The organism is Cedecea davisae, assembly GCF_044095835.1.
GTDB classification, from domain to species: domain Bacteria; phylum Pseudomonadota; class Gammaproteobacteria; order Enterobacterales; family Enterobacteriaceae; genus Cedecea; species Cedecea davisae.
This window is the reverse complement of sequence record NZ_CP172054.1, coordinates 2,968,539-2,990,217: the sequence shown is the minus strand read 5'-3', so window position 1 is coordinate 2,990,217 and position 21,679 is coordinate 2,968,539. Positions and strand designations below refer to the sequence as shown.

At 52.3% G+C, this 21,679-nt stretch carries 27 protein-coding genes; 13 read left to right on the top strand and 14 right to left on the bottom strand.

Annotated features, from left to right (window positions below; all coding sequences use genetic code 11):
* Positions 1-38: 38 nt before the first annotated feature.
* The 8 genes from ACG1VR_RS14340 to rluE form a co-directional block, all read right to left on the bottom strand.
* Complete coding sequence (locus tag ACG1VR_RS14340) at positions 39-1,160, bottom strand: cupin domain-containing protein (protein ID WP_016535910.1); 1,122 nt, start codon at positions 1,158-1,160, stop codon at positions 39-41.
* 73 nt (positions 1,161-1,233) lie between these two features.
* Complete coding sequence (gene phoQ / locus ACG1VR_RS14335) at positions 1,234-2,703, bottom strand: two-component system sensor histidine kinase PhoQ (protein WP_016535911.1); 1,470 nt, start codon at positions 2,701-2,703, stop codon at positions 1,234-1,236.
* Entirely contained in the window at positions 2,704-3,375 is a 672-nt protein-coding gene (gene phoP, locus ACG1VR_RS14330; RefSeq protein WP_016535912.1) for a two-component system response regulator PhoP, read from the bottom strand.
* Positions 3,376-3,494: 119 nt separating this feature from the next.
* The gene (purB, locus tag ACG1VR_RS14325) at positions 3,495-4,865 is read right to left on the bottom strand and encodes an adenylosuccinate lyase (protein ID WP_227317690.1); all 1,371 of its coding nucleotides are present in this window, start codon (positions 4,863-4,865) and stop codon (positions 3,495-3,497) included.
* A 16-nt stretch (positions 4,866-4,881) separates the two neighbouring features.
* Positions 4,882-5,511: a high frequency lysogenization protein HflD gene (hflD, locus tag ACG1VR_RS14320; protein ID WP_016535914.1), complete on the bottom strand. Its 630-nt coding sequence runs from the start codon at positions 5,509-5,511 to the stop codon at positions 4,882-4,884.
* 22 nt (positions 5,512-5,533) lie between these two features.
* Positions 5,534-6,643 carry a tRNA 2-thiouridine(34) synthase MnmA gene (mnmA, locus tag ACG1VR_RS14315; RefSeq protein WP_039898094.1) on the bottom strand — a complete coding sequence of 370 codons (1,110 nt, stop codon included), beginning with the start codon at positions 6,641-6,643 and terminating at the stop codon, positions 5,534-5,536.
* 53 nt (positions 6,644-6,696) lie between these two features.
* On the bottom strand, positions 6,697-7,158 hold the full coding sequence (locus tag ACG1VR_RS14310) for an NUDIX hydrolase (protein WP_395489137.1): 462 nt from the start codon (positions 7,156-7,158) through the stop codon (positions 6,697-6,699).
* Between the two features lie 9 nt (positions 7,159-7,167).
* Positions 7,168-7,800, bottom strand: coding sequence for a 23S rRNA pseudouridine(2457) synthase RluE (gene rluE, locus ACG1VR_RS14305; RefSeq protein WP_395489136.1), 633 nt, complete (start codon positions 7,798-7,800; stop codon positions 7,168-7,170).
* Positions 7,801-7,936: 136 nt separating this feature from the next.
* Between rluE and icd the strand changes: the two genes are divergently transcribed.
* A complete protein-coding gene (gene icd, locus ACG1VR_RS14300) occupies positions 7,937-9,187 on the top strand; it encodes an NADP-dependent isocitrate dehydrogenase (RefSeq protein WP_016535918.1) in 1,251 nt (416 codons plus the stop codon).
* 149 nt (positions 9,188-9,336) lie between these two features.
* On the opposite strand, the gene ACG1VR_RS14295 is transcribed toward icd, so the two are convergent.
* Positions 9,337-9,804, bottom strand: a complete 468-nt coding sequence (locus tag ACG1VR_RS14295; RefSeq protein ID WP_395489135.1) for a GNAT family N-acetyltransferase — start codon at positions 9,802-9,804, stop codon at positions 9,337-9,339.
* Between the two features lie 182 nt (positions 9,805-9,986).
* Between ACG1VR_RS14295 and ACG1VR_RS14290 the strand changes: the two genes are divergently transcribed.
* The gene (locus tag ACG1VR_RS14290) at positions 9,987-10,469 is read left to right on the top strand and encodes a GNAT family N-acetyltransferase (RefSeq protein ID WP_395489134.1); all 483 of its coding nucleotides are present in this window, start codon (positions 9,987-9,989) and stop codon (positions 10,467-10,469) included.
* 246 nt (positions 10,470-10,715) lie between these two features.
* Here the strand turns inward: ACG1VR_RS14290 and ACG1VR_RS14285 are convergent, their stop codons facing one another.
* The gene (locus ACG1VR_RS14285) at positions 10,716-11,609 is read right to left on the bottom strand and encodes a GGDEF domain-containing protein (protein WP_395489133.1); all 894 of its coding nucleotides are present in this window, start codon (positions 11,607-11,609) and stop codon (positions 10,716-10,718) included.
* 104 nt (positions 11,610-11,713) lie between these two features.
* Positions 11,714-11,941, bottom strand: a complete 228-nt coding sequence (locus tag ACG1VR_RS14280) for a hypothetical protein (RefSeq protein ID WP_016535923.1) — start codon at positions 11,939-11,941, stop codon at positions 11,714-11,716.
* A 270-nt stretch (positions 11,942-12,211) separates the two neighbouring features.
* Here ACG1VR_RS14280 and ACG1VR_RS14275 point away from each other — a divergent pair, with 270 nt between their 5' ends.
* From ACG1VR_RS14275 to ACG1VR_RS14250, 6 genes are all read left to right on the top strand, one after another.
* Positions 12,212-12,391: a hypothetical protein gene (locus ACG1VR_RS14275; protein WP_395489132.1), complete on the top strand. Its 180-nt coding sequence runs from the start codon at positions 12,212-12,214 to the stop codon at positions 12,389-12,391.
* A 135-nt stretch (positions 12,392-12,526) separates the two neighbouring features.
* Complete coding sequence (locus tag ACG1VR_RS14270; protein ID WP_172570256.1) at positions 12,527-12,796, top strand: hypothetical protein; 270 nt, start codon at positions 12,527-12,529, stop codon at positions 12,794-12,796.
* A 229-nt stretch (positions 12,797-13,025) separates the two neighbouring features.
* Positions 13,026-13,241 carry a fumarate hydratase FumD gene (gene fumD / locus ACG1VR_RS14265; protein ID WP_016535926.1) on the top strand — a complete coding sequence of 72 codons (216 nt, stop codon included), beginning with the start codon at positions 13,026-13,028 and terminating at the stop codon, positions 13,239-13,241.
* A 40-nt stretch (positions 13,242-13,281) separates the two neighbouring features.
* On the top strand, positions 13,282-13,635 hold the full coding sequence (locus ACG1VR_RS14260; protein WP_395489131.1) for a DUF1304 domain-containing protein: 354 nt from the start codon (positions 13,282-13,284) through the stop codon (positions 13,633-13,635).
* A 338-nt stretch (positions 13,636-13,973) separates the two neighbouring features.
* Positions 13,974-14,132, top strand: coding sequence for a YqaE/Pmp3 family membrane protein (locus ACG1VR_RS14255; RefSeq protein ID WP_016535928.1), 159 nt, complete (start codon positions 13,974-13,976; stop codon positions 14,130-14,132).
* Positions 14,133-14,451: 319 nt separating this feature from the next.
* Complete coding sequence (locus tag ACG1VR_RS14250; protein ID WP_016535929.1) at positions 14,452-15,561, top strand: SDR family oxidoreductase; 1,110 nt, start codon at positions 14,452-14,454, stop codon at positions 15,559-15,561.
* 75 nt (positions 15,562-15,636) lie between these two features.
* Here the strand turns inward: ACG1VR_RS14250 and ACG1VR_RS14245 are convergent, their stop codons facing one another.
* Entirely contained in the window at positions 15,637-16,491 is an 855-nt protein-coding gene (locus tag ACG1VR_RS14245) for a Vmh family MBL fold metallo-hydrolase (RefSeq protein WP_016535930.1), read from the bottom strand.
* A gap of 130 nt (positions 16,492-16,621) precedes the next feature.
* On the opposite strand from ACG1VR_RS14245, the gene ACG1VR_RS14240 reads away from it, so the two are divergent.
* Positions 16,622-17,500: a LysR family transcriptional regulator gene (locus ACG1VR_RS14240; RefSeq protein ID WP_172570254.1), complete on the top strand. Its 879-nt coding sequence runs from the start codon at positions 16,622-16,624 to the stop codon at positions 17,498-17,500.
* A 94-nt stretch (positions 17,501-17,594) separates the two neighbouring features.
* The gene (locus ACG1VR_RS14235) at positions 17,595-17,900 is read left to right on the top strand and encodes a hypothetical protein (RefSeq protein ID WP_016535932.1); all 306 of its coding nucleotides are present in this window, start codon (positions 17,595-17,597) and stop codon (positions 17,898-17,900) included.
* Here ACG1VR_RS14235 and ACG1VR_RS14230 read toward each other — a convergent pair.
* Positions 17,897-18,247, bottom strand: a complete 351-nt coding sequence (locus ACG1VR_RS14230) for a DUF488 domain-containing protein (RefSeq protein WP_395489130.1) — start codon at positions 18,245-18,247, stop codon at positions 17,897-17,899. The two genes, ACG1VR_RS14235 and ACG1VR_RS14230, sit on opposite strands and share 4 nt — an antisense overlap.
* A complete protein-coding gene (locus tag ACG1VR_RS14225; protein WP_395489129.1) occupies positions 18,244-18,747 on the bottom strand; it encodes a DUF523 domain-containing protein in 504 nt (167 codons plus the stop codon). The genes ACG1VR_RS14230 and ACG1VR_RS14225 overlap by 4 nt, the downstream gene beginning before the upstream one ends.
* Before the next feature lie 164 nt (positions 18,748-18,911).
* On the opposite strand from ACG1VR_RS14225, the gene ACG1VR_RS14220 reads away from it, so the two are divergent.
* The 3 genes from ACG1VR_RS14220 (at position 18,912) to ACG1VR_RS14210 (ending at position 21,603) form a co-directional block, all read left to right on the top strand.
* The gene (locus ACG1VR_RS14220) at positions 18,912-19,619 is read left to right on the top strand and encodes a CTP synthase (RefSeq protein ID WP_395489128.1); all 708 of its coding nucleotides are present in this window, start codon (positions 18,912-18,914) and stop codon (positions 19,617-19,619) included.
* Between the two features lie 390 nt (positions 19,620-20,009).
* A complete protein-coding gene (locus ACG1VR_RS14215) occupies positions 20,010-20,921 on the top strand; it encodes a phytanoyl-CoA dioxygenase family protein (RefSeq protein ID WP_395489127.1) in 912 nt (303 codons plus the stop codon).
* 49 nt (positions 20,922-20,970) lie between these two features.
* On the top strand, positions 20,971-21,603 hold the full coding sequence (locus ACG1VR_RS14210) for a LysE family translocator (RefSeq protein WP_395489126.1): 633 nt from the start codon (positions 20,971-20,973) through the stop codon (positions 21,601-21,603).
* Positions 21,604-21,679: the final 76 nt, after the last annotated feature.

The following is a 21,679-nucleotide window of genomic DNA, read 5'->3' as shown; positions in this document are numbered from 1 at the left end:
GGCAAGCGGCTTTGGTGAGAAGGCGGGAGAGCAGGGCGTTAGTCTTCGAAGAACCAGTAGCCGCTGTTCACCAGAGCGGCCAGCGTCGCCAGGAAGGAAGGATCTTCCAGCGCGTCGCCAAATTTCTCCGCATCCAGCTTAATGTGGCTTGCCAGGGCTTCTACCGCCGGGCGGTGCGGGCTGTCCAGCTTCTCGCCGTTAACGTAAACCTCACCGGCAATGCGCAGCACGCGCAGGCCGCCAAGGCGAACCAGGGAATCCCCCTGCTGGAGTGCGTCGTAAATCTCATCCGGCTGGTAAGGCGGCTCCGGCGGGGCCACATCCAGCTCATGGCGGGACTGGGTAATAAACTCCCCGAACCAGCTGTTGAAGGTTTCCGGCTGGTTAACCATGTCCAGCATCATGCCGCGCAGCTTATCCAGCTCCTGGGGCAGAACATCCGCCGGATGCTGGCGCTCAGGAACATCCGGGTCGGTATAGCGCAGGCTGCCCAGCTCACGCTGCAACACGTAGTCGGCAAAACCGCTGATAAGCTCTCTGCCGCTGGGGGCGCGGAAGCCAACCGAATAGTTCAGGGCATTCTCCAGGGAGTACCCCTCGTGCGGGAAACCCGGTGGAATATACAGAATGTCGCCAGGCTCCATCTCTTCGTCGATGATGGCGTCGAACGGCTCAACCTGGAGCAGATCCGGGTGCGGGCAGTGCTGCTTCATGGCGACTTTTTCGCCCACGCGCCAGCGGCGGCGGCCAGTTCCCTGAATGATAAACACGTCGTACTGATCCAGGTGCGGGCCAACGCCGCCGCCGGGAACAGAGAAAGAGATCATCAGGTCGTCAATGCGCCAGTCGGGCAGGGCGCGGAAGGGGCGCATCAGGGCGCTGGAAGGTTCGTGCCAGTTGTTCACCGCCTGCACCAGCAGCGACCAGTTGTTCTCGCCCAGGTGATCGTAGCTCTGGAACGGCCCGTGGCTGACCTGCCATTTCCCGCCCTGGTGGCTCACAAGGCGGCTGTCCACCTCGTTTTCCATGGCCAGGCCCGCGAGTTCGTCCGGTGAGATAGGGTCGATGAAGTTTTTAAAGCCACGTTTCAACACCACCGGGCGTTTTTGCCAGTAGCGTTGGATAAAGTCGGGCCAGTTTAAGTCCAGTTGGTAATCCATATTGTTGTCTTCCTGCAGGTGGAGGAGCCTGACACGGATTATAACGGATGGCGGCCCGGCTTACGGGACTATTTCAATCCTCATCCTGTTCAGGCTGCTGGCGGGCGAAAATAACTTCCATTCTTGCGCCGCCGAGCGGGCTGGAGCTGGTCTGGATCTCGCCGCTGTACTGCTCCACGATTTCTCTGGCGACAGAAAGCCCCACGCCCTGGCCGGGGCGCAGCGTGTCGGCCCGCTGGCCGCGGTCAAACACCATGGCTCGCTTGCTCTCCGGGATGCCGGGGCCGTCGTCTTCCACTATCAGGTGCAGCGAGTCTTCGGTCTGGCGGGCGGTGATTTCAACAAACTCAAGGCAGTATTTACAGGCGTTATCCAGCACGTTGCCCATGACTTCCATAAAGTCATTTTTCTCGCCGACGAAGGTAATTTCCGGCGACACATCCAGGGTGATGTTTACCCCTTTGCGCTGGTAAACCTTGTTCAGCGCCGAGCAGAGTTTGTCCAGCAGGGGGGCAACCGAGTGCAGTTCGCGGCTAAGCAATGTGCTGTTGCCGCGCATGCTGGCGCGGTGCAGGTAATAGCCGATTTGCTGAGAAATACGGCTGATCTGCTCCAGCATCACCGGTTCGGCTTCCTCAACGTCCATCTTGTCGGTGCGCAGCGAACGCAGGGTGGACTGCAACACCGCCAGCGGCGTTTTCAGGCTGTGGGTTAAATCAGTCAGCGTGGTGCGGTATTTGTCGTGCCTGTCGCGCTCGGTGCGCAGCAGCTGGTTAAGGTTACGCACCAGGCTAGTCAGCTCGCGGGTGGTTTCCGGGTTCAGGCTGTCGCGGTCGTGTTTTTCCAGCTCGCGCACTTCCTGGGCCAGCTCCTGAATAGGGCGCAGGCTCCACCAGGCGGCAAGCCACAGCAGCGGCACCACCAGTAACAGGTTGGCAAGCAGGACGTAAATAAACCAGCTCCAGACCATATAGGAGCGTTTAAGCTCGATAGGAATGGTATCCACAACCACCACGGTCAGGGCAGGCATGTGCGCGGTGGCAGGGTAGAGGTTAACCGCCACCGAGTGGGTCATTTCGTAGCCGTCGTCGCTTTCGTCGTCGTGCATGTCTTTTAGCTGGGCGAGGCGGTCTTTGTCGTTATCCAGCAGGGCGCTACTGGTGGCGAAGTCCGCTTCCAGTTCGTGGAAGCCGTTCCCGCTCAGCCACTCTTTCTGGATCTGCTGTACTACGTCCGGCACGTTGCGCTGCATCCACAGCAGCTTGCCGTGCTCGTCGTAAATCAGCGCCATGGTCGGGCTTTGCACGCTTACGTTCTCGGGCAGGTCAACCTGTAGTTTGCCGTCCTTCCAGCTGGCGAGGGTGTAGAACAGGTTGCTTTCACCGCGCAGCAGCCTGAAGGTGGTTTTATCGAAGCTGACGCTGTAGCCAACCAGCGCAACCACGCCGTAGGCAAGAGACAGCACCATCACGACCGCTGCGGTAGCCAGCAAGAAGCGAACCCGCAGCGAGAGCGGCAGAATATGGCGAAAAATATTTGGCATTTAGTGTAAGTCGAACCGGTAGCCCTGGCCGCGCACGGTGGTAATCACCTCTTGCGGATACTCTGCCTGAATTTTTTTACGCAGGCGGCCCATCAGCACGTCAATGGTGTGGCTCTCGCGCAGTTCAGCGTCCGGGTACAGTTGCAGCATAAGCGAATCCTTGCTTACCACTTTTCCGGCGTTGCGGATAATGGTTTCCATAATGGTGTATTCAAATGCCGTCAGCTTGATCAGATTGTCATTGATCGACAGCTCACGGCGGGACAGGTCAACCTGGAACGGCGGCAGGGAAATAACCTGCGAGGCCAGGCCGCTGTTACGGCGCATTAAAGCCTGCATGCGCGCCACTACTTCTTCCAGGTGGAACGGTTTGGTCACGTAGTCGTCGGCACCCGCGCCGAGTACTTCTACTTTGTCCTGCCAGCCTTCACGGGCGGTCAGCACCAGAATCGGAATGGTGACATCGTGGCTGCGCCAGCGGCGGATCAGGCTCATGCCGTCTTCGTCCGGCAGGCCTAAGTCAACAATCGCAATATCCGGCGTGTGTTCATTAAGGAAATAGTCGGCCTCTTTTGCATCTTCCGCAGCATCAACCTGGTGGCCAGCTTCACGCAGCTGCACCTTCAGGTGGTGACGCAACAGGGCATTATCTTCCACAACCAGAACGCGCATCGCTTTTCCCTCAATCCGTTAATTTGCCATGTTAGTTTAACGCGAATTATCAAAGAGGAGGAGTAAACGACGGATAAACAGCAGGAAATAGACGCCGCCGGGCGACGGCGTCACGGGGATTACTTCAGTTCGTCAACCATAGTGGTTGCGCGGCCAATGTAATTTGCCGGGGTCATCGCCTTCAGGCGAGTTTTTTCTTCTTCCGGCAGCTCAAGGCCGTCGATGAACTGCTTCATGCCTTCGGCGTCAACGCGCTTGCCGCGGGTCAGCTCTTTCAGCTTCTCGTACGGTTTTTCAATGCCGTAGCGGCGCATCACGGTCTGGATTGGCTCAGCCAGCACTTCCCAGTTGTGATCCAGCTCGTCCAGCAGGCGGTCGCGGTTCACTTCCAGCTTGCTCACGCCCTTCAGGGTGGACTGGTAAGCGATCAGCGCATAGCCGATGCCCACGCCGAGGTTACGCAGCACGGTGGAGTCGGTCAGGTCGCGCTGCCAGCGGGAAACCGGCAGTTTGCTTGCCAGGTGTTGCAGCAGGGCGTTAGACAGGCCGAGGTTGCCTTCGGAGTTTTCGAAGTCAATCGGGTTCACTTTGTGCGGCATGGTGGACGAGCCGATTTCACCCGCAATAGTCTTCTGCTTGAAGTGGTTCAGGGCGATGTAGCCCCACACGTCGCGGTCAAAGTCCAGCAGGATGGTGTTGAACCGGGCGATGCAGTCGAACAGCTCGGCGATGTAGTCGTGCGGCTCGATCTGAGTGGTGTACGGGTTCCACTGAATGCCCAGAGAAGTCACGAACTCTTCGCTGAACTGGTGCCAGTCCACTTCCGGGTAAGCGGCGATGTGGGCGTTATAGTTCCCGACCGCGCCGTTGATTTTGCCGAGGATCTCGACTTTTTCCAGCTGGCGGAACTGGCGATCCATACGGTAAGCGACGTTAGCCATCTCTTTACCGAGGGTGGACGGAGTAGCAGGCTGGCCGTGAGTACGGGACAGCAGCGGGATGTCGCGGTACTGCACCGCCAGGTCTTTCACCGCATCAATAATTTTGCGCCAGTACGGCAGCACCACTTCTTTGCGAGCCGTCTCCAGCATCAGGGCGTGAGACAGGTTGTTAATGTCTTCGGAAGTACAGGCGAAGTGAATAAATTCGGACACCGCGTGCAGGGCAGGGATCGCTTCCACTTTCTCTTTGAGGAAGTATTCAACCGCTTTTACGTCGTGGTTGGTGGTGCGCTCGATGGTTTTAATGCGTGCCGCATCGGCTTCGCTGAACTCAGCGACGATTTTATCAAGGTAACCGTTTGCGTCCGCATCAAAAGCAGGAACTTCCTTGATCGCTGCGTGCGCGGCCAGCTTTTGCAGCCAACGTACTTCGACCTGTACGCGGAATTTCAGCAGACCAAATTCGCTGAAAATAGCGCGCAGAGCGCTGACTTTGTCGCCGTAGCGCCCGTCAACGGGGGAAACGGCGGTCAGTGAGGATAATTCCATAACAACTCCTGAGAGGTTAACAATGAGCAAGAATTTGTTTGGCCTGAGTGGTCAGGCGACTACGGGAAAACATTAATTGCAGGCGGCCACCGCCGACCTGGTGCCACAGCACGGCGGCACGAATACCGGCCAGCAGCGTGGCGCGCACTTTGCTTTGCACCTGCGGGCTTTGCAGCACGGCAGGGGAGCCGGTGACCTGAATACGCGGGCCAAGCGGGCTAATGACATCAACATAAATCCCGGCCATCGCGCTCAGCAGCGTGTCTGACTCAAGATCAAAATGTTCAAGCTGGCGTTGCAGGCCGTTAATTTTGCTGCCCAGCGTGTCCATCGCGCCTTTGCTGGCGTGGAGTTTACGCTCCAGCACCATCAGGCTGAGAGTATAGCGGGTCAGCTCGGCGTTCAGCCCCTGGCGGCTACTGGCGTTCAGCACGCCGAGCAGTGTTTCCAGGCCCGGCTTGAGGTTAGCTTCGCTCCCGCCAAAAACCGCTAAAGTCGAGCCCGGGTTCAGGTCAATCACGCTGTTGAGCGAGACGCGCAGCGCGTCGCTGTCGCAATGGCCCTGATGCGCTAACTCCTGCACCAGACGAGCCGACTGGCAAATGCCCGCCAGCGCGAGAGTAATGTCGTAGTAGTTTTTAGCCACCGGGCTGCGTCCTTGTGTGTAATTAATTAACGAGCGGCAGGCGCTGCTCAATAATGCCGCCGCCGAGGCACACTTCGCCGAGGTAGAACACCGCGGACTGGCCTGGCGTAACGGCTGCAACCGGCTCTTCAAAACGCACTTCAATACGTTCAGCGTCCAGCGGCGTAATGGTGCAGGGAATATCTGCCTGGCGGTAGCGCGTTTTCACCGTGCAGCTCAGCGGCGCGGTCAGCGGCTCTCTGTCTACCCAATGCAGCTGCTGGGCAATCAGCCCAACCGACATCAGGCGAGGGTGCTCGCCACCCTGGGCAACCACCAGAATATTTTTTTCGACGTCTTTATCGACCACGTACCACGGATCTTCAGACCCTTCTTTGGTTCCGCCGATGCCGAGGCCTTTACGCTGGCCGAGCGTGTGATACATCAGCCCCTGGTGCTGGCCTACTTCATCCCCGTCAACGGTGATGATTTTGCCCGGCTGGGCCGGCAGGTAGCGGCCAAGGAAGTCGCGGAATTTGCGCTCGCCGATAAAACAAATGCCGGTGGAGTCTTTTTTCTTCGCGGTTATAAGATCCAGCTCTTCGGCGATGCGGCGCACTTCCGGTTTTTCCAGCTCGCCAACCGGGAACAGGCTTTGGGCAATCTGTTCGTGGCTCAGGGTGTACAGGAAGTAGCTCTGGTCTTTGTTGCCGTCCAGGCCGCGCAGCAGCTGGCTTTTACCGTTCACGTCAGCGCGGCGCACATAGTGGCCGGTGGCGATGTAGTCGGCACCTAAATCTTCTGCGGCGAACTCAAGGAAGGCTTTAAATTTGATTTCTTTGTTGCACAGAATATCCGGGTTTGGCGTGCGTCCGGCTTTGTACTCTTCCAGGAACAATTCGAACACGTTGTCCCAGTATTCTGCGGCAAAGTTAACGGTGTGCAGTTCAATGCCGAGCTTGTCGCAGACCGCCTGGGCGTCAGCTAAATCTTCCGCCGCGGTGCAGTATTCCTCGCCATCGTCTTCTTCCCAGTTCTTCATGAACAGGCCTTCCACCTTATAACCTTGCTGTTGCAGCAACCAGGCGGAAACGGAGGAGTCGACACCGCCGGACATCCCGACGATTACTTTTTTCTGGCTGTTATCAGACATGGAGATACTCACGACATTGAACTTCAAAGCAGCGTATTCTATCACGCAGCCTTTTACTTGGCACCCCCGGAAAACGGCCAGTTAAAAGCGCCTAACATCGAGAGGGGATAACGCTCCTTCTGCTGGTAACAGCGGATGCTTTCTGCCACCAGCGGCGAGCGTAGGTTAGCGGCGGTAAGAATTTGCTCCGCGTCCAGCCAGTGGCAGCAATCAATGTCGCTGTCATGCGGCGTGGTCGGCAGCTGTTTTTCGAGATCGATCGCGAACAGAAAACGCAAAAACGGCGTCTGGTCCGGGGCTATCCACTGGTGCATACGGATAAAGCTTTGCGGCTCGGCGGTAATGCCGGTTTCTTCCCACAGCTCGCGTTTAGCGGCCTGGAGCAGCGTTTCATCCTCTTCCAGGTGCCCGGCAGGCTGGTTCCACAGCGCCTTGCCGTTAATTGTCTCCTCAACAACCAAAAACTTACCTTCGGCCTGGACTACGCAGGCAACGGTGACGTGCGGTTTAAACATGGGCTTTCCTTATGCTGAGGTGAGTGGGAGTTCGCGCCAGCCGCCCGGCTCGAGGCCGTCGAGGGTTAAATCCCCCATTGCATAGCGAATCAGGCGCAAAGTAGGGTAGCCAACGTGCGCCGTCATGCGGCGGACCTGGCGGTTACGGCCTTCATAAAGCGTGATTTTCAGCCAACTGGTGGGAATAGATTTACGCTCGCGGATTGGCGGGTTGCGCGGCCAGAGCCATTCCGGCTCGCCCACCCGCTCTGCACCTGCGGGCAGGGTGGGGCCATCGTTCAGCTCAACGCCGTTACGCAGTGCGGCAAGGGCTTCTTGCGTCGGCTCGCCTTCCACCTGCACATAGTAAATTTTGCCGGTCTTTTTGCCCGGCTGGGTCAGCCTGGCCTGTAGCGCGCCGTCGTTGGTCAGCACCAGCAGCCCTTCGCTGTCGCGGTCCAGGCGGCCTGCGGCATAAATCCCCGCCAGCGGGATGTAATCCTTCAGCGTACTGCGCCCCGCTTCGTCGGTGAACTGCGGCAGCACATCGTAAGGTTTATTAAAGATAACCAGCCTCTTTGGCCCGTCGGGCTTCTTGCGCTTCGCGGTCTGCTGGTTGCTGAATCGTTTAACTTGGTGATTCTTAAAAGAAGTTTTGTTCATAGTATTTTCAGGGCGGGTGGATTAACGCATTATAACGGAAATCATGAGTGATTGGCGCGAGCCTGATATTGCAGTAGTATGAGCCCGCAAATTACAAATCATTAACAAAAACCAGAAGCGCTCGAAGGAGAGGTGAATGGAAAGCAAAGTAGTCGTTCCGGCGGAAGGTAAAAAGATCACCCTGCAAAATGGCAAACTCAACGTTCCTCATAACCCGGTTATTCCTTTCATTGAAGGGGACGGGATTGGTGTGGACGTAACGCCAGCCATGATTAAAGTGGTGGATGCCGCCGTGGAGAAAGCCTATAAGGGCGAGCGGAAAATTTCCTGGATGGAAATCTACACCGGTGAAAAATCTACCCAGGTTTATGGCCAGGACGTCTGGCTGCCAGAAGAAACTCTTGACCTGATTCGTGACTACCGCGTTGCTATCAAAGGCCCACTGACCACCCCGGTCGGCGGCGGTATTCGTTCCCTGAACGTTGCGCTGCGTCAGCAGCTTGACCTGTACGTGTGTCTGCGCCCGGTGCGTTACTACGCGGGCACCCCAAGCCCGGTTAAACAGCCAGAGCTGACCGACATGGTTATCTTCCGTGAGAACTCCGAAGATATCTATGCGGGTATCGAGTGGAAAGCAGACAGCGCCGAAGCGGATAAAGTTATCAAGTTCCTGCGTGACGAAATGGGCGTAACGAAAATTCGTTTCCCTGAGCACTGCGGTATCGGCATTAAGCCTTGCTCCGAAGAAGGCACCAAACGCCTGGTGCGTGCGGCCATCGAATACGCAATCACCAACGACCGTGATTCCGTGACCCTGGTGCACAAAGGCAACATCATGAAGTTCACCGAAGGCGCGTTCAAAGACTGGGGCTACCAGCTGGCTCGCGAAGAGTTCGGCGGCGAGCTTATCGACGGCGGCCCTTGGGTGAAAATCAAGAACCCGAAAACCGGCAAAGAGATCGTGGTTAAAGACGTGATCGCCGATGCGTTCCTGCAACAGATCCTGCTGCGTCCTGCTGAATACGACGTTATCGCCTGTATGAACCTGAACGGGGACTACATCTCTGACGCCCTGGCGGCGCAGGTTGGCGGCATCGGTATCGCACCGGGCGCAAACATCGGTGACGAATGCGCGCTGTTCGAAGCGACCCACGGCACCGCGCCTAAGTACGCAGGCCAGGACAAAGTAAACCCGGGCTCCATCATCCTGTCCGCAGAAATGATGCTGCGTCATATGGAATGGTTCGAAGCCGCTGACCTGATCGTTAAAGGTATGGAAGGCGCTATCGACGCGAAGACCGTAACTTACGACTTCGAGCGCCTGATGGATGGCGCTAAACTGCTGAAATGTTCAGAGTTTGGCGACGCAATCATTAAACACATGTAATCAGCTCTGCTGATGATGTGACAACGGGAGCCTGATGGTTCCCGTTTTTATTATTAGCTTTCGAACGGTTATCAAAATCCCTGCGTAAAAAGCCCCATTTCTGCCCGGACTGGATCCTCCATACACCCTGCTTTGAATACAGGCGTAGATTAGCCTGATTTTTTTTTATTGGTATAAATATCAGGTCTGGTGATGGCCCATGCATAGTTTTCCCGGTTGACCGGCTCGTAGCCAAACTTTTCATAAAGCCAGGGAGCTGTGGTTGTGAATAACAAAATTCTGCGAAGTTGCTCAAAAACAGGATGATTATGTATGCATTCCATAACCCATCTTCCAAGCCCTTCACCCTGGTATTCTTCGAGAACATAAACGTCGCAAAGGTAAGCGAACGTAGCATAATCCGTTATGAGACGAGCGAAGCCTATCTGTGTTTCATTATGATAAACACCGAAGTTCAGGCTGTTTTCAATTGATGCGCCGACAGTCGCCAGGTCAATACCTTTCGCCCAAGTGGATCTGGTCAGGTAGCGATGGATAGCCTGCAAGTCCAGCTTTTCCCTGTCTGTACTTACCAGATAGTGATGCTTACGCCATTCGAGCTTCTTTGAAATACTCACGTTCACTCCTGCTTATAAGGGTGGGGACCTAACTTATCATTCACATGAAAATACAAACATAATGGACTGCTGAATACCCTGGAAGTGATAATTGCAATGGCGCTAAGGAAAAATGTATGCGAAAGATAAAGTGTAAAGTTGAGGGAGCAGGATGTGCTCCAGCAGAAGATAAGGATAAATAAATGATACTGCTCCGCCCAATGCGTGAGGATGAATATCCTGCTTATTTAGCGTATTTCATTCCGGATTATGCACAGGAAATTGCCTCAAACTATCCGCTTTCCGGCCAGGATCCTACTGCAAAAGCGGAACAGGAAATAGCCATGCAGCTCCCCAATGGCGTCAATACTCCCGGGCAAGTTCTCCTGTGTTTAATTGACCCGGTAGACAGCGCTGGCAGGCATGTCGGCTACCTTTGGTACAAACCCGACTTTGTTCAACGTAGCGTATTTATCTACGATTTTTACATCTTCAATGCTTACCAGGGGCAAGGCCTGGCTAAAAAGGCTCTCCGCGCTTTTGAGCTGGATTTGCAGGAACAGGGGTTTGAGCAGATAAAACTCCGTGTTGCCGCAGATAACGTCCGTGCCCGGCATGTTTACGAAACGACGGGTTTTGGCGTCACGGGCATAAACATGAGTAAAGCGATAAAGCCTTCGGAATAGAATTTACCTATATTCAAGAATACTATGATGAGCTTGCGAAAATTATCCGACGAAACGAGGCTTTCATGTTAGTCACCCCCACAACGCGGCTCATCATTCGCTCATTTGAAGACAAAGATGCCGCGCCGCTGTTTGCCGATAATAGCGATGAACCAGATCCGAATACCTGGGGGGGCATTTCAATTTGCTATATGAGGGGCAGGGCTTTGCAAAGGTCGGCAGACTTAATATAAATAACTCGGTCTGTCAGCGCGGAAGGGCATAAATAATACAGTCTCTCCCGTTCCTTTTGGCTTGATAAAGCGCTTCATCGGCGGCGGTAAGAATGTGTGAGGAGGAATGATGGTTCTTTTTCACAGCAACGCCAATGCTCAGGGTAATGGCTTCTCCGCTAGCATCTTTGCAGGATATTGATGATTTTATTTTATTGATAAACTCTTCCGCGTCTGTGTTGTTAAAGATGATAACCGCGAACTCCTCTCCTCCGGAACGGGCGATGAAAACGTCTTCGGAAATAAATGCCCCTAATTGCAATCCCGTATCTTTAAGAACTTTATCACCAAAATCATGGCCGTAAGTATCGTTTATGTTCTTGAAATGATCGATGTCGATAATGCAAAGGGTGCCACTTTTCGGCTCTAATTCTCTTAACTTTATATTAAGGTGCCTTCTGTTTGGCAGCCCCGTTAACTCATCAGTTAATGATAATTTGACTGCGGCTTTGTAATTCCGATTTATGTATTTGACGAAGTTATTGAAGGACAGCGTGATAAGAAATATAGCCGGGGCATACAGAAGCGCTGCAACCAGCGATGCTGAATCACGGTCTATCACTCCCAGTCCACCGGCAAGGGACACAAGACTTGAATTTAACAAAAGAAACAAACTGATCCTAAAAATCGCAAGGTGCTTTTCTTTTGATTGAATGTTAAATGACTTTCTTATGATCCATGTCAGAATTAAAACGGTGCAGGTATTAATAAGGAAATAAAAGTTAACTTTGGACGGGTTACCTATGGTAAACGCCAGAATAAAAATTATCGTCATTGTAAAACAGACGAATGCGATAATCATTCGATAGAGCAATCCGCGTGCCGACCCGGCCCCTTCAATAAGCTTGTCGTGTATTTTAAAGTTCATTTTCATTCCTTTGCTAACTTCGGGGCATAAGTGCTAATTATTCAGGCAGCCGGGGATATAATATTATATTGTTTTAGCCGCTTGCAAATGAGCACCCTGGAACACTACTCGTCCGTATCAATTAAGCGAACATCAGGATGCCGTTCGTTTGCTGCCTCGTGGTAAATATCGCCCAGCCAGCCGGATAACTCCTCTACCGTTAAATAAGGCGGGATCGCGACGTCATAAATGCGTGATGATTTACCCTCGTTGGGGTCAACGCGGTAGAGCAGCCATTGCTCACCGACTCGCTTTACGCCGACCCGGCGGCCAAAAACATCGAATTGCAACATGTTCGCTCCTTCTCAATACCCGTACCTCCGCCAATGATAAAAGCTTTGCGCGGCGTTGACGAGGTGATTGTCAGTCAGGCATCGCAATGGCTGTAAAATTCAGACATAAAAAATTTCGCTATATGTTGCGGAGTTGTTTCAATGAGTTAATGAGGCACGCCGCGCGCGGAGGAATTTTCCGGATTGAATCCCGGTTTTTCGCCGATCTTGTTGTGTTAGTTTTAGCATTCAGGGAATTTTAAGGGAGTGGCTATGGGTATGGATAAAAGCGTGACTGAGGAATTTCATCCCGACATGTTGCAGGTGGTAGGTACGGCTGTGATGCAGCTGCTTGCCCGGGAGCAGGCAATATCGCGGGAATCTATAGCCGATATGGTGCAGGTGGTTTACGCAAACAATCTGGACGACCAGGCGGTACAAAGGGCGGTTGATCTGCTCATTCTGGGATAAAACCAGACTCCAACTCAAGAAAACGGCCCACGGGCCGTTTTTTAACATCAGTTAAACCAACGCTTAAATCTTGGTTTTCTTTTCATACCCAAATGTTATAATTGATAGTGGTTATCATTATCAAATGGAGGTTTCATGAGTAAGATGCTCATTCTTTGCACGACTCTACTGTGCGCCACGGCGGCCCATGCCGCAAATAAACCGGCGTCCGAACTGGTCTGGACCGAAGCTGAAGAAGAAGGCTGCCGGGGCAATGTTTGCGTCAACAATGATTCGAACAAAAAGCCGGATATGTTCAGCAGGCTGGACAAAACTGAACGTCAACTACTGACCGACCCTTATTCTAAATACGATCGCGATAGCAGTAGTACAGCCCGTGCCGGAGTTACGTTTAAGTGGGATTAATATAGCCGCGCTTTGCTAATAATGAGAGCCGCCCGGCTCTCATCTTTGTTCAGTAAACCCGCCATACAAGTCAGAAAAAGCGATGCTGCGTGAGCACGCCTTTATCATCAATTAGGCCCTGAGCCACATGAACAAAATAGCGGCTAAGCTCTGTATTCTGATCTTTCTCCATTTAATAATAAGCAACTTAAATGCTACTGTAAGATCAAACAGATAAGCCGGAGGCAAGATGGATAAAAAAGCGAAAGACGATGAGCTGTATCAGGAAATGTGCCGCGTCGTGGGAAAGGTGGTGCTGGAGATGCGCGACCTCGGGCAGGAGCCAAAGCATATCGTCATTGCCGGAGTGGTAAGAACGATGCTGGCCAACCACAAAATCAAACGCTCGGCGCTGACGGAAGAAGCCATGGAGCATGTTATTAAAGCGCTGGGCTACGAACTGTAAGCCCCTTGTACTCAGAACATAACCCCTTCAGGAACCGCCTATGATTGCCAGCATCCTTATTATTCTGGTCGCATTGATTCACGTTTATATTCTGGTCCTGGAAATGCTGCTTTGGGATAAACCCACCGGACGCAAGGCTTTCGGCCTGTCTGCGGAGTTTGCCACCCAGTCCAAAACGCTGGCGGCCAATCAGGGGCTGTATAACGGCTTTTTAGCTGCCGGGTTAATTTATGGCCTGCTGGCGAGCAGCGCGGGCTATGAATTTAAAGTATTCTTCTTAATATTCGTATTAATAGCAGGGTTATTTGGCGGCTTTACCGCGAGTAAAAAAATTCTTTATGTTCAGGCAGTACCCGCTGCGCTGGCATTAATTGCGTTACTCAGCGGAGTATAAACGAAGAAAACCCGGCTATGCCGGGTCACCACAAGGCTATCATCATTAATATAATAGGTGATCGACCGGATCGTTTTTAAAGTGGTTCCGGTCCCCCCAGAGGAGGAGAAATATAGGCATATTTCGCTAACGGAATGAGGGTTCACAGCGTCAGCGAAGGCTCGAAATTATCCTGAGTCGGGGGCGTTGGCAAGAGCCGGAGAGTGATATTTTCTAATAATGAATTTTGAAACTAAATTTTCCAGAATAATCGGCCTGAAGAGATTTTCAGATTCGTCTATGCTTTAAGTTCTGAGTTGTTTTTTTGAATGGACTAAGCGAATTTATCAGGAGTTTATATGGGATTCTGGCGCATCGTTTTCACTATTATTCTGCCGCCGCTGGGCGTGCTGCTCGGCAAGGGGTTTGGCTGGGCTTTCCTCCTCAACATCATTCTTACGCTGCTGGGTTACATCCCGGGGCTTATCCATGCATTCTGGGTGCAGACCCGGGATTGATCTGCTGCGGTTATCGCCAGCTCGGCCCACTTCGGTGGGCTTTTTATTTCACTTAAATTAAAAAGAGTTCCTCAATCTGCAAAAATAATGCTTTTGTTTATCTGTTATTAAGGTTTTCTTAATAATCCTGTCATTAATAAATAGTTAAAATAATTTCGCCAGGAATTATTTGTTTTTATTTAAAGTCTTTGTAAAACAAGGATGTACAAACCGTTACACGAAAGCATCGGGCAATACGCTAAGGTAATCCGGTTTATTGAGGTAGCGTTTATTTTAGCGGCCTTACTATGCCCATGTTTTCACTCCTGAGGTTATAATAATGAATCATCTTTTGATAACCGGCGCTACAGGTTTCCTGGGCGGCGCGGTTTTAGCTCGATCACTTTCTGAATCCTCTTTTAGCTCTGTTTTATTATTGGTGCGAGCGAATTCGCCTCAGGAGGGCGTGGCAAGAATCAGGAATAACCTGGTTAACTTTGGCTGCGACGAAGCGCAACTGGCGCGGATCACCGAAAAAAATATCCTGCTGGGCGACCTGGCCGAGCCGGAACACTTCCTTGATGACGAAAGACTGTCGCAGGTTACTCACGTTATAAACTGCGCGGCGGTGGCTTCCTTTGGCGAAAATGCGCTGATCTGGAAAGTTAACGTTGAGGGCACCCTGAAGTTTGCCCGCAGAATGTCACAGGTTGAAGGCCTGGAGCGTTTCCTGCACGTTGGCACCGCGATGTCCTGCGTGCCGGAAGCCGGGACTCTGGTGACCGAAAGCATGACCCGCAAGCCGGAAGAAGAGCATCTGGTTCAGTACACCTGGTCCAAGTCCACCATTGAACATATGATGGCCGAGCAGTTCCCGAACCTGCCGCTGGTTATCGCTCGCCCGTCCATCGTTGTTGGCCACAGCGAGCAGGGCTGCCGCCCGTCCAGCAGCATCTTCTGGGTGTTCCGCATGGTGCTGATGCTCGGCAAATTTATGTGCTCGCTCGACGATAACATCGACGTTATCCCGGTGGACTACTGCGCTGAAGCGCTGCTGTTGCTGGCGAAGAGCGACTCGCTGAAAGAGAAGGTCTACCATATTTCCGCTGGCGACGTGAGCAGCACCCGCTTTGCCGATATTGATATGGCGATGTCCGGCGCGCTTAACCAGCAGCCAATTTGCACCAATTACGAGCAGGTAGATTACAGCGAGCTGGTGAAGAGCCGCAGAAGCTTCAAGTCTATTTACGGGCCGTGTAACGAACGCCTGATGCTGAGGGCAATGCGCCTGTACGGTGAATTCTCAATGCTGAACGTGCGTTTCTCCAACGAGAAGCTGCTGGACCTGGGCATGTCTCCGCCGCCGCGCTTCGTGGACTATATCAGCCGTTGCGTGGAAACCACTCGCGAATACTCGATCCCCGAGCTGATGAAAGTCGACTTTAAATAACGAAGAAGGGAGCAAATGCTCCCTTTTTTATCAGCCATAGAAAAAGGAGCTTTCGCTCCTTTTGTCATTTCAGGTTTACCACTTCATTTCGCCGGTATTCACCTTCGCGCTCATCTCAAGAGAGCTTTCATCCGCGAGCTTAGGATATTTTTGCTTCATCTCCGCGATAACCGGTGCGCTTTTGCCTTTCTTCAACGCCAGTTCGAAGTCCGCTAAATAATCCCCGGTGAAAACAACCGGAGCCGTGCCCGGCTTCACTTCACCGATAAAGTGGCCCGGGATCACGCGCTCAGGCTTCAGGGCAGCCATTTCGTCCAGCACGTCGCGCCATTCCTGGCGTGCTGCTTTAGTCTGCGAGTCTGCCGTCCAGACGTGAATGCCGGAATCTACGGCCACGCCGCCGAGGATGGTTTTATTCGCAGGGATCCACAAATAAGCGGCGTGGGAAGCAGGCTGGCGCAGTTCTACCTTTTCACCGTCGACGGTAAACGTGGTGGCATGGGTCACCTGAGGCACAAAGACTTTCTGCGGCGCACCGTCTTTCAGGATCGGGCCCCAGTATTTAATTTTTGCGTCTTTGGTTTTATTGATGTGTTCAACGACCAGCGGAGTGGCTTCAATTTTTACATCCGGCCAGGCCTTAACAATCGGCTCCAGGCCAAAGTAAAAGTCCGGGTCACCGGCGGTAATCAGGATACGGGTCAGTTTTTTACCGCTGTGCTGGATAATTTTGACCAGCTCTGCGCCGTCCTTAACGCTGAACTGGGCGTCAACCAGCGTTGCTTCGGTTGGGCCGGAAATCAGGGTGGAGGTCACAGGGAACACGCCCTTATCCTGCGGGTTGTAGACTTCAAGCGTTAACGGGGCGGCAAAGCTTGCGCCGCTGAATACCAGAGTGGAGATGGCCGCAGCCAGAGCATGTTTCTTCATATCATTAATCCTGATTAACTGAGTTGGTTAGCCCGTTTGGGAATAAAAGCAGTTTAAATTGCATTATGTGAATCGTAACGGCCTTATTCAGGTAACATGAATTTCATAAATCGAGCAGATAGGGTGAGAAATGGACAGAATAGTGGCGGCAAAGGTGTACACCAGGATTTGTGAACTCGGCAGCCTGAGCGCCGCGGCGCGAGCGCTGGATATGTCCCGCCCGATGGTAAGCCGCTATCTTGAACACATGGAGCGCTGGGCGGGGGAGCGGCTGCTGCATCGCTCCTCGCGCAAGTTAACCTTAACGCCTGCGGGCGAGCGGGTGCTCAGCCAGGCCCGCAGTTTAAATGAAGTTGCCGAGGGGATAACCGGCCAGAAACAGCAGGATTTGCCCTCTGGCACCTTGCGCGTAGCCTGCTCGCAGTTTGGCGCCCGCTATTACATCGTGCCTTTCTTGTCTGACTTTTTGCGCAACTACCCGGATGTCCGCGTTGAGCTGCACGTCAGCAGCCAGGCGGTAAACATGATAGAAGAGCGCATCGATCTCGCTATCCGCATCACTAACGACCTCGACCCGAATATTATAGCCCGCCGCCTCGGGGAGTGTGATTCGGTGCTGTGCGCCTCGCCCGCCTATATAGAAAGCAAGGGCATGCCGCGTTCGCCAGCCGATCTCGCGCACCATAATTGCCTGCAATACAGCTATTTTCTGCGCAACATCTGGCAAATGGTGGACGAACAGGGCGAGCCGCTTAGCGTAGAGGTGAGCGGCAACTTTAGCGCCAACGACTCGGTAGTGTTGATGGACGCGGTGGCGGAGGGCGTGGGGATAGCCATGCTGCCGGTGCAGGATGCGCAGCAGCGGCTTGATAGCGGCGAACTGGTGAAAGTGCTGGAGGATTGCCCGCCCAGAACGATGGGCATTTACGGTATCTACCGCAGCCGCAGCTATCTTCCGGCGGCGCTGAGGATCTTTTTAACTGCCCTGGCGGAGCGGCTGGCAAAATAACCTAAGAAAAATCTCACTAATTGGCCGCTGTACCGTTTACTTTTTATTCCAGGAATGTTCTGATCTCGCGGCGAAAAATGTGAGGAAGAAGTCGATGTTTCAATTAAAACCGGGCACCCTGGCGATGGTCATTGGCGCCCGCACCGCAGCAGGGCGGGTGAATATTGGTAAAGCGGTGGAACTGTTTGGCCTGTGCCAGCCGGGCGAGCGCTTTGTTAATCCGGTTACCGGCGTGGTAACGCAGCTGCCGCCGGAGGCGAATTACCCGCTATGGCTGGTCACCGGCGAAGTTATCGCATTTGATGGCCGCCAGGGTTACGCGTTTGTGCGAGCCGAGCACCTGATGCCGCTGGATAAAGATTTTTCCCTGGAAACCGACGAGCTGCATCTCAGCCATTAATCCACGTAGTGGCGCAGAAAATCGGCCAGCACCAGAGCATGGTTTTGGTCGGCATTTTTTGCGCCATACAGCAATGTTAACGTTCCTTCCTTTCCGTGTTTTGCCAGCGCTTTTGCCGCGCTGAGATTCTGTTCCAGCTCTTTTTTATAGCAGCGGCTGAATTCGGTGAAGTCGATGGCCTCGCTGTGAAATTCTTTGCGCAGTGTGCTGGACGGCGTCAGATCCTTCGGCCATTCATCGTAGTGCAAATCCGTTTTTTTAACTCCACGCGGCCATAACCGGTCTACCAGCACCCGGTAACCATCTTCCGGGGCGGGGGCTTCATAAACACGTTTGCAGCGGATCATGCTCTCTCCTTATCAACCTCTTCCAGTCGTTCCAGCAACTGCGGGATTTGGTGGTCGGCAAATACCTCAATTCCGTGCTGGCGCAATAGCGCCGAGGCGACGCCCTGTCCCGGAATTGTCGCGCCTTCAAATTGCCCGTTGTAGATCTTTTGGCTGCCGCAGGTTGGGCTGCCGTCGGTAAGGATAGCAAAGCGGCAGTTATTTTCGCGGGCGGTTTGCAGAGCCAGCCAGGCGGCCAGCAGATAGGGCTGGGTGACGTCGGTTCCGTCGCTTTCAACAATTGTGGCTTTGCCGAGAAATGCCGCTTCGCCATCGCCGCCCAGCAGCTCTGCGGGCAGGCGCGGGGTAGATAAACCGGCGGCAAGCTCCGGGCAGTGAACCACCAGGCGTTCATCCTGCTGTAGCCGTTCAAGTGCGGCTCCGATTTGCGATTTTTCGCTGCCGTTGTAGCGAACTTTGAACCCCATCAGACAGGCGCTGACCAGTATTTTTGCTTTCATGGAAATTTTATCTGCGAAGTGAACCTGTCACGGTACTACATTGCCAGCAGGCCTGGGAAGAGGGGGCAGCCTGCTAATTTTTGCTGTTGTCAGCTCCGGGCAAAACGCCTAATCTATCGTTCCTTATGTTGTTCTCTTCCCTCAAACATAAGGCCAACACAAGCATGTCAGGTACACAGCTGAAGTCCACTTTACGCATTGCGCTTATCGGTGATTATAACCCTGCGGTTATCGCTCATCAGGCTATTCCTCTGGCATTAGATAACGCGGCCGCCGTGCTTGGCGTCAACGCCGACTATGACTGGCTACCTTCGCCTGAAGTCATCAGCAATGAGGATCTTGTCGGTTACGACGCCATCTGGTGCGTTCCGTCCAGCCCCTATCTGAATGAAGATGCGGCTTACCTGGCCATTCGCTTTGCCCGCGAAAACAATATTCCGTTCCTTGGCACCTGCGCGGGTTTTCAATACGCGGTGGTTGAATATGCGCGCAACGTCCTCGGTTGGCAGGATGCAGGGCATGCGGAAACCACCAGTGAAGGCCGCCTGGTGATTGGCCGCCTGAGCTGCTCGCTGGTGGAAGTGTCTGATGTGATTGAGCTGAAAGCGGGATCCATCGTCGGCAGGGCTTACGGTAAAACGGAGATTGAAGAGGGCTACCACTGCAACTACGGCGTAGCCGATCTGTTTGCCACCGCGCTTGCCTGCGAGCCTCTTAAAGCAACGGGATGGGATAAGCAGCGTGAGATCCGCGCGGTAGAACTTGAGGGTCATCCTTTCTTTGTGGCAACGCTATTCCAGCATGAGCGTAACGCCCTGAAAGGCAAGCCTTCGCCGCTGGTTGAGGCCTGGCTGGCTGCCGCCGAGAGATAACGGATAAAAGCCCGCATTTTTGTGCTGCAACTGTGCGGGTAACATTAATGATGTGGGTTCGATCCGATATTGATGTATCGCATTCTGGAATGAGCTTATTTTGCAAGTTTATAAATTCCTGAAGCAATCTATAACTGAAGCTTACTCTATGATTTTTATAATTTAATTGATAAATGGAGTTGCCTGGGTAAATTAATTGCAAATAAATCAATTGCGACTAAAGTAAATTAAATGTGAAATATAGTGGCTTTATGAACTTCAGTTTTAGATGAAGATATAACGACTATTATGTCATGCTCGATTTTGTAGATTAATAAACAAAGGGATCGGTATCAGTCTCAACCACTAAGGTTGGTCTTGCCCTGACGGGCTTTTACAATGGAGCAGTAAATGATTAATCAACAATTCAGCCTGACACAAGAACAAATCTCAGACTTCCGGGAAAAAGGATTCCTTTTACTTAAGGGCTTCTATGCTCCGGAGTTTGTAAGCTATATAAAATCAACAATTGGCAAGTATATTGATAAACCCACTGATAAATATCAGACTGGATTTAGCCGCCTGGCATTTGATATGTACGAGGGTGATGAGGTGGTAATCGGCTTGTTGAAAAGCCCGGCTTTTAAAAAAGCCATGAAAGATCTGACGGGCAGAAATATGTTTTATGCACAGGCGCTGTCATTTGAGCTTGAAAAACTTAAAAACAAAGGGTTTCCATGGCACATCGGAACGCAGAGCTTTGGCCACCAGCATGCTGAGGATTTTGGATGCACCATCTGGGCACCACTGGTCAATATCAACCCTAAAGGTCAACGTGGAGGTATGGCTTACGTTCCCAAAAATCGCGTAAATGGTGAATACCTTTACAGCCATATTGACCCCGCAGTATTCCAGATGCTGAAAGATAAAATCGATGCTAATGAGAAGCCAACTCTGGAGGATTTTGTGCAATGGCGAGATGGACCGCTGAACGACAATGCACAAATGTCTATTCTGAACCATTTTGGCGTTGAGGATGAATTTGAACCCGGTGATGCACTTATCTTCGACAAGTATGTGATTCATCGCAGCATTATGCTTGAAGAGGGGGAGTTAGATGTGCGCGCCGCATTTGTGATGCGTTTCTTCTGCTCTGAAAGCACATATGACGCAAAACGTGCAAACAGTCTTGAAATTCCGCGAAGCTACTTTAAATACGCCGGCCCTACAAAGTTTCATTTAGAAGTCGCAAAACATGAAGGCGAACGTCTGGTGGATAGCCCATTGTTTGCCGGGCAGGACTACAGAGACCTCTCACTTTAGTTTAAAACTAACGGGGGGCCCGTTTCCCCCCATTGAACAGGGTGTCATCATGTCTCAGATTTACCTGTACGTCTTAATTGCAAGCCTTACAATTGCAAGCCCGGGGCCGGGAGTGCTGCTCACTTTGACGAATACGCTAAATTACAGCCTGAGGAGTGCGTTAGCCGGTATTATCGGAGTATCAGCCGGTATGGGCGTAATTTCTGTCGTTGCTGCCAGCAGTTTGGGGATAATTATTACGACCTCTCAGTTTGCACTGATAATAGTTAAAGTCGTTGGTGCTGCCTATCTTGCCTGGTTAGGGGTAAAGCTATTTCGGACCACGCCAAAGAAAATGAGCGATAGCGCCAGGTATAGTTTGCTGCCTTCAAATTCATCGCGGTTTCGTCAGGGTTTTTTTGTCTCAATTTTCAACCCAAAACCTATCGTTTTTTTCATGGCTTTATTCCCTCAATTTATTAATTATGAAAAATCTTTTATTTGGCAATTCTGTCTGCTTTCAGCAATCTTTTGCATATTAGTTGTCCTTATTCATTTTCTTTATGCGGTATCTGCAAGCACAGTCAAGAAAAAACTGGCTAATGGGAATATGTTTTCCTGGCTGAACAAGATCGGTGGTTGCGTATTCATGGTTTTTGCTACCGGCTTGCTGATTTCAGCTCTGGCGCCCTATATAAATTGATTATATTTGAAGTTCAGGAAGCAGCCCTTAATATCAGAGCTGCTTCTTTTTTCAATTTAGCTCACAATCGATATAT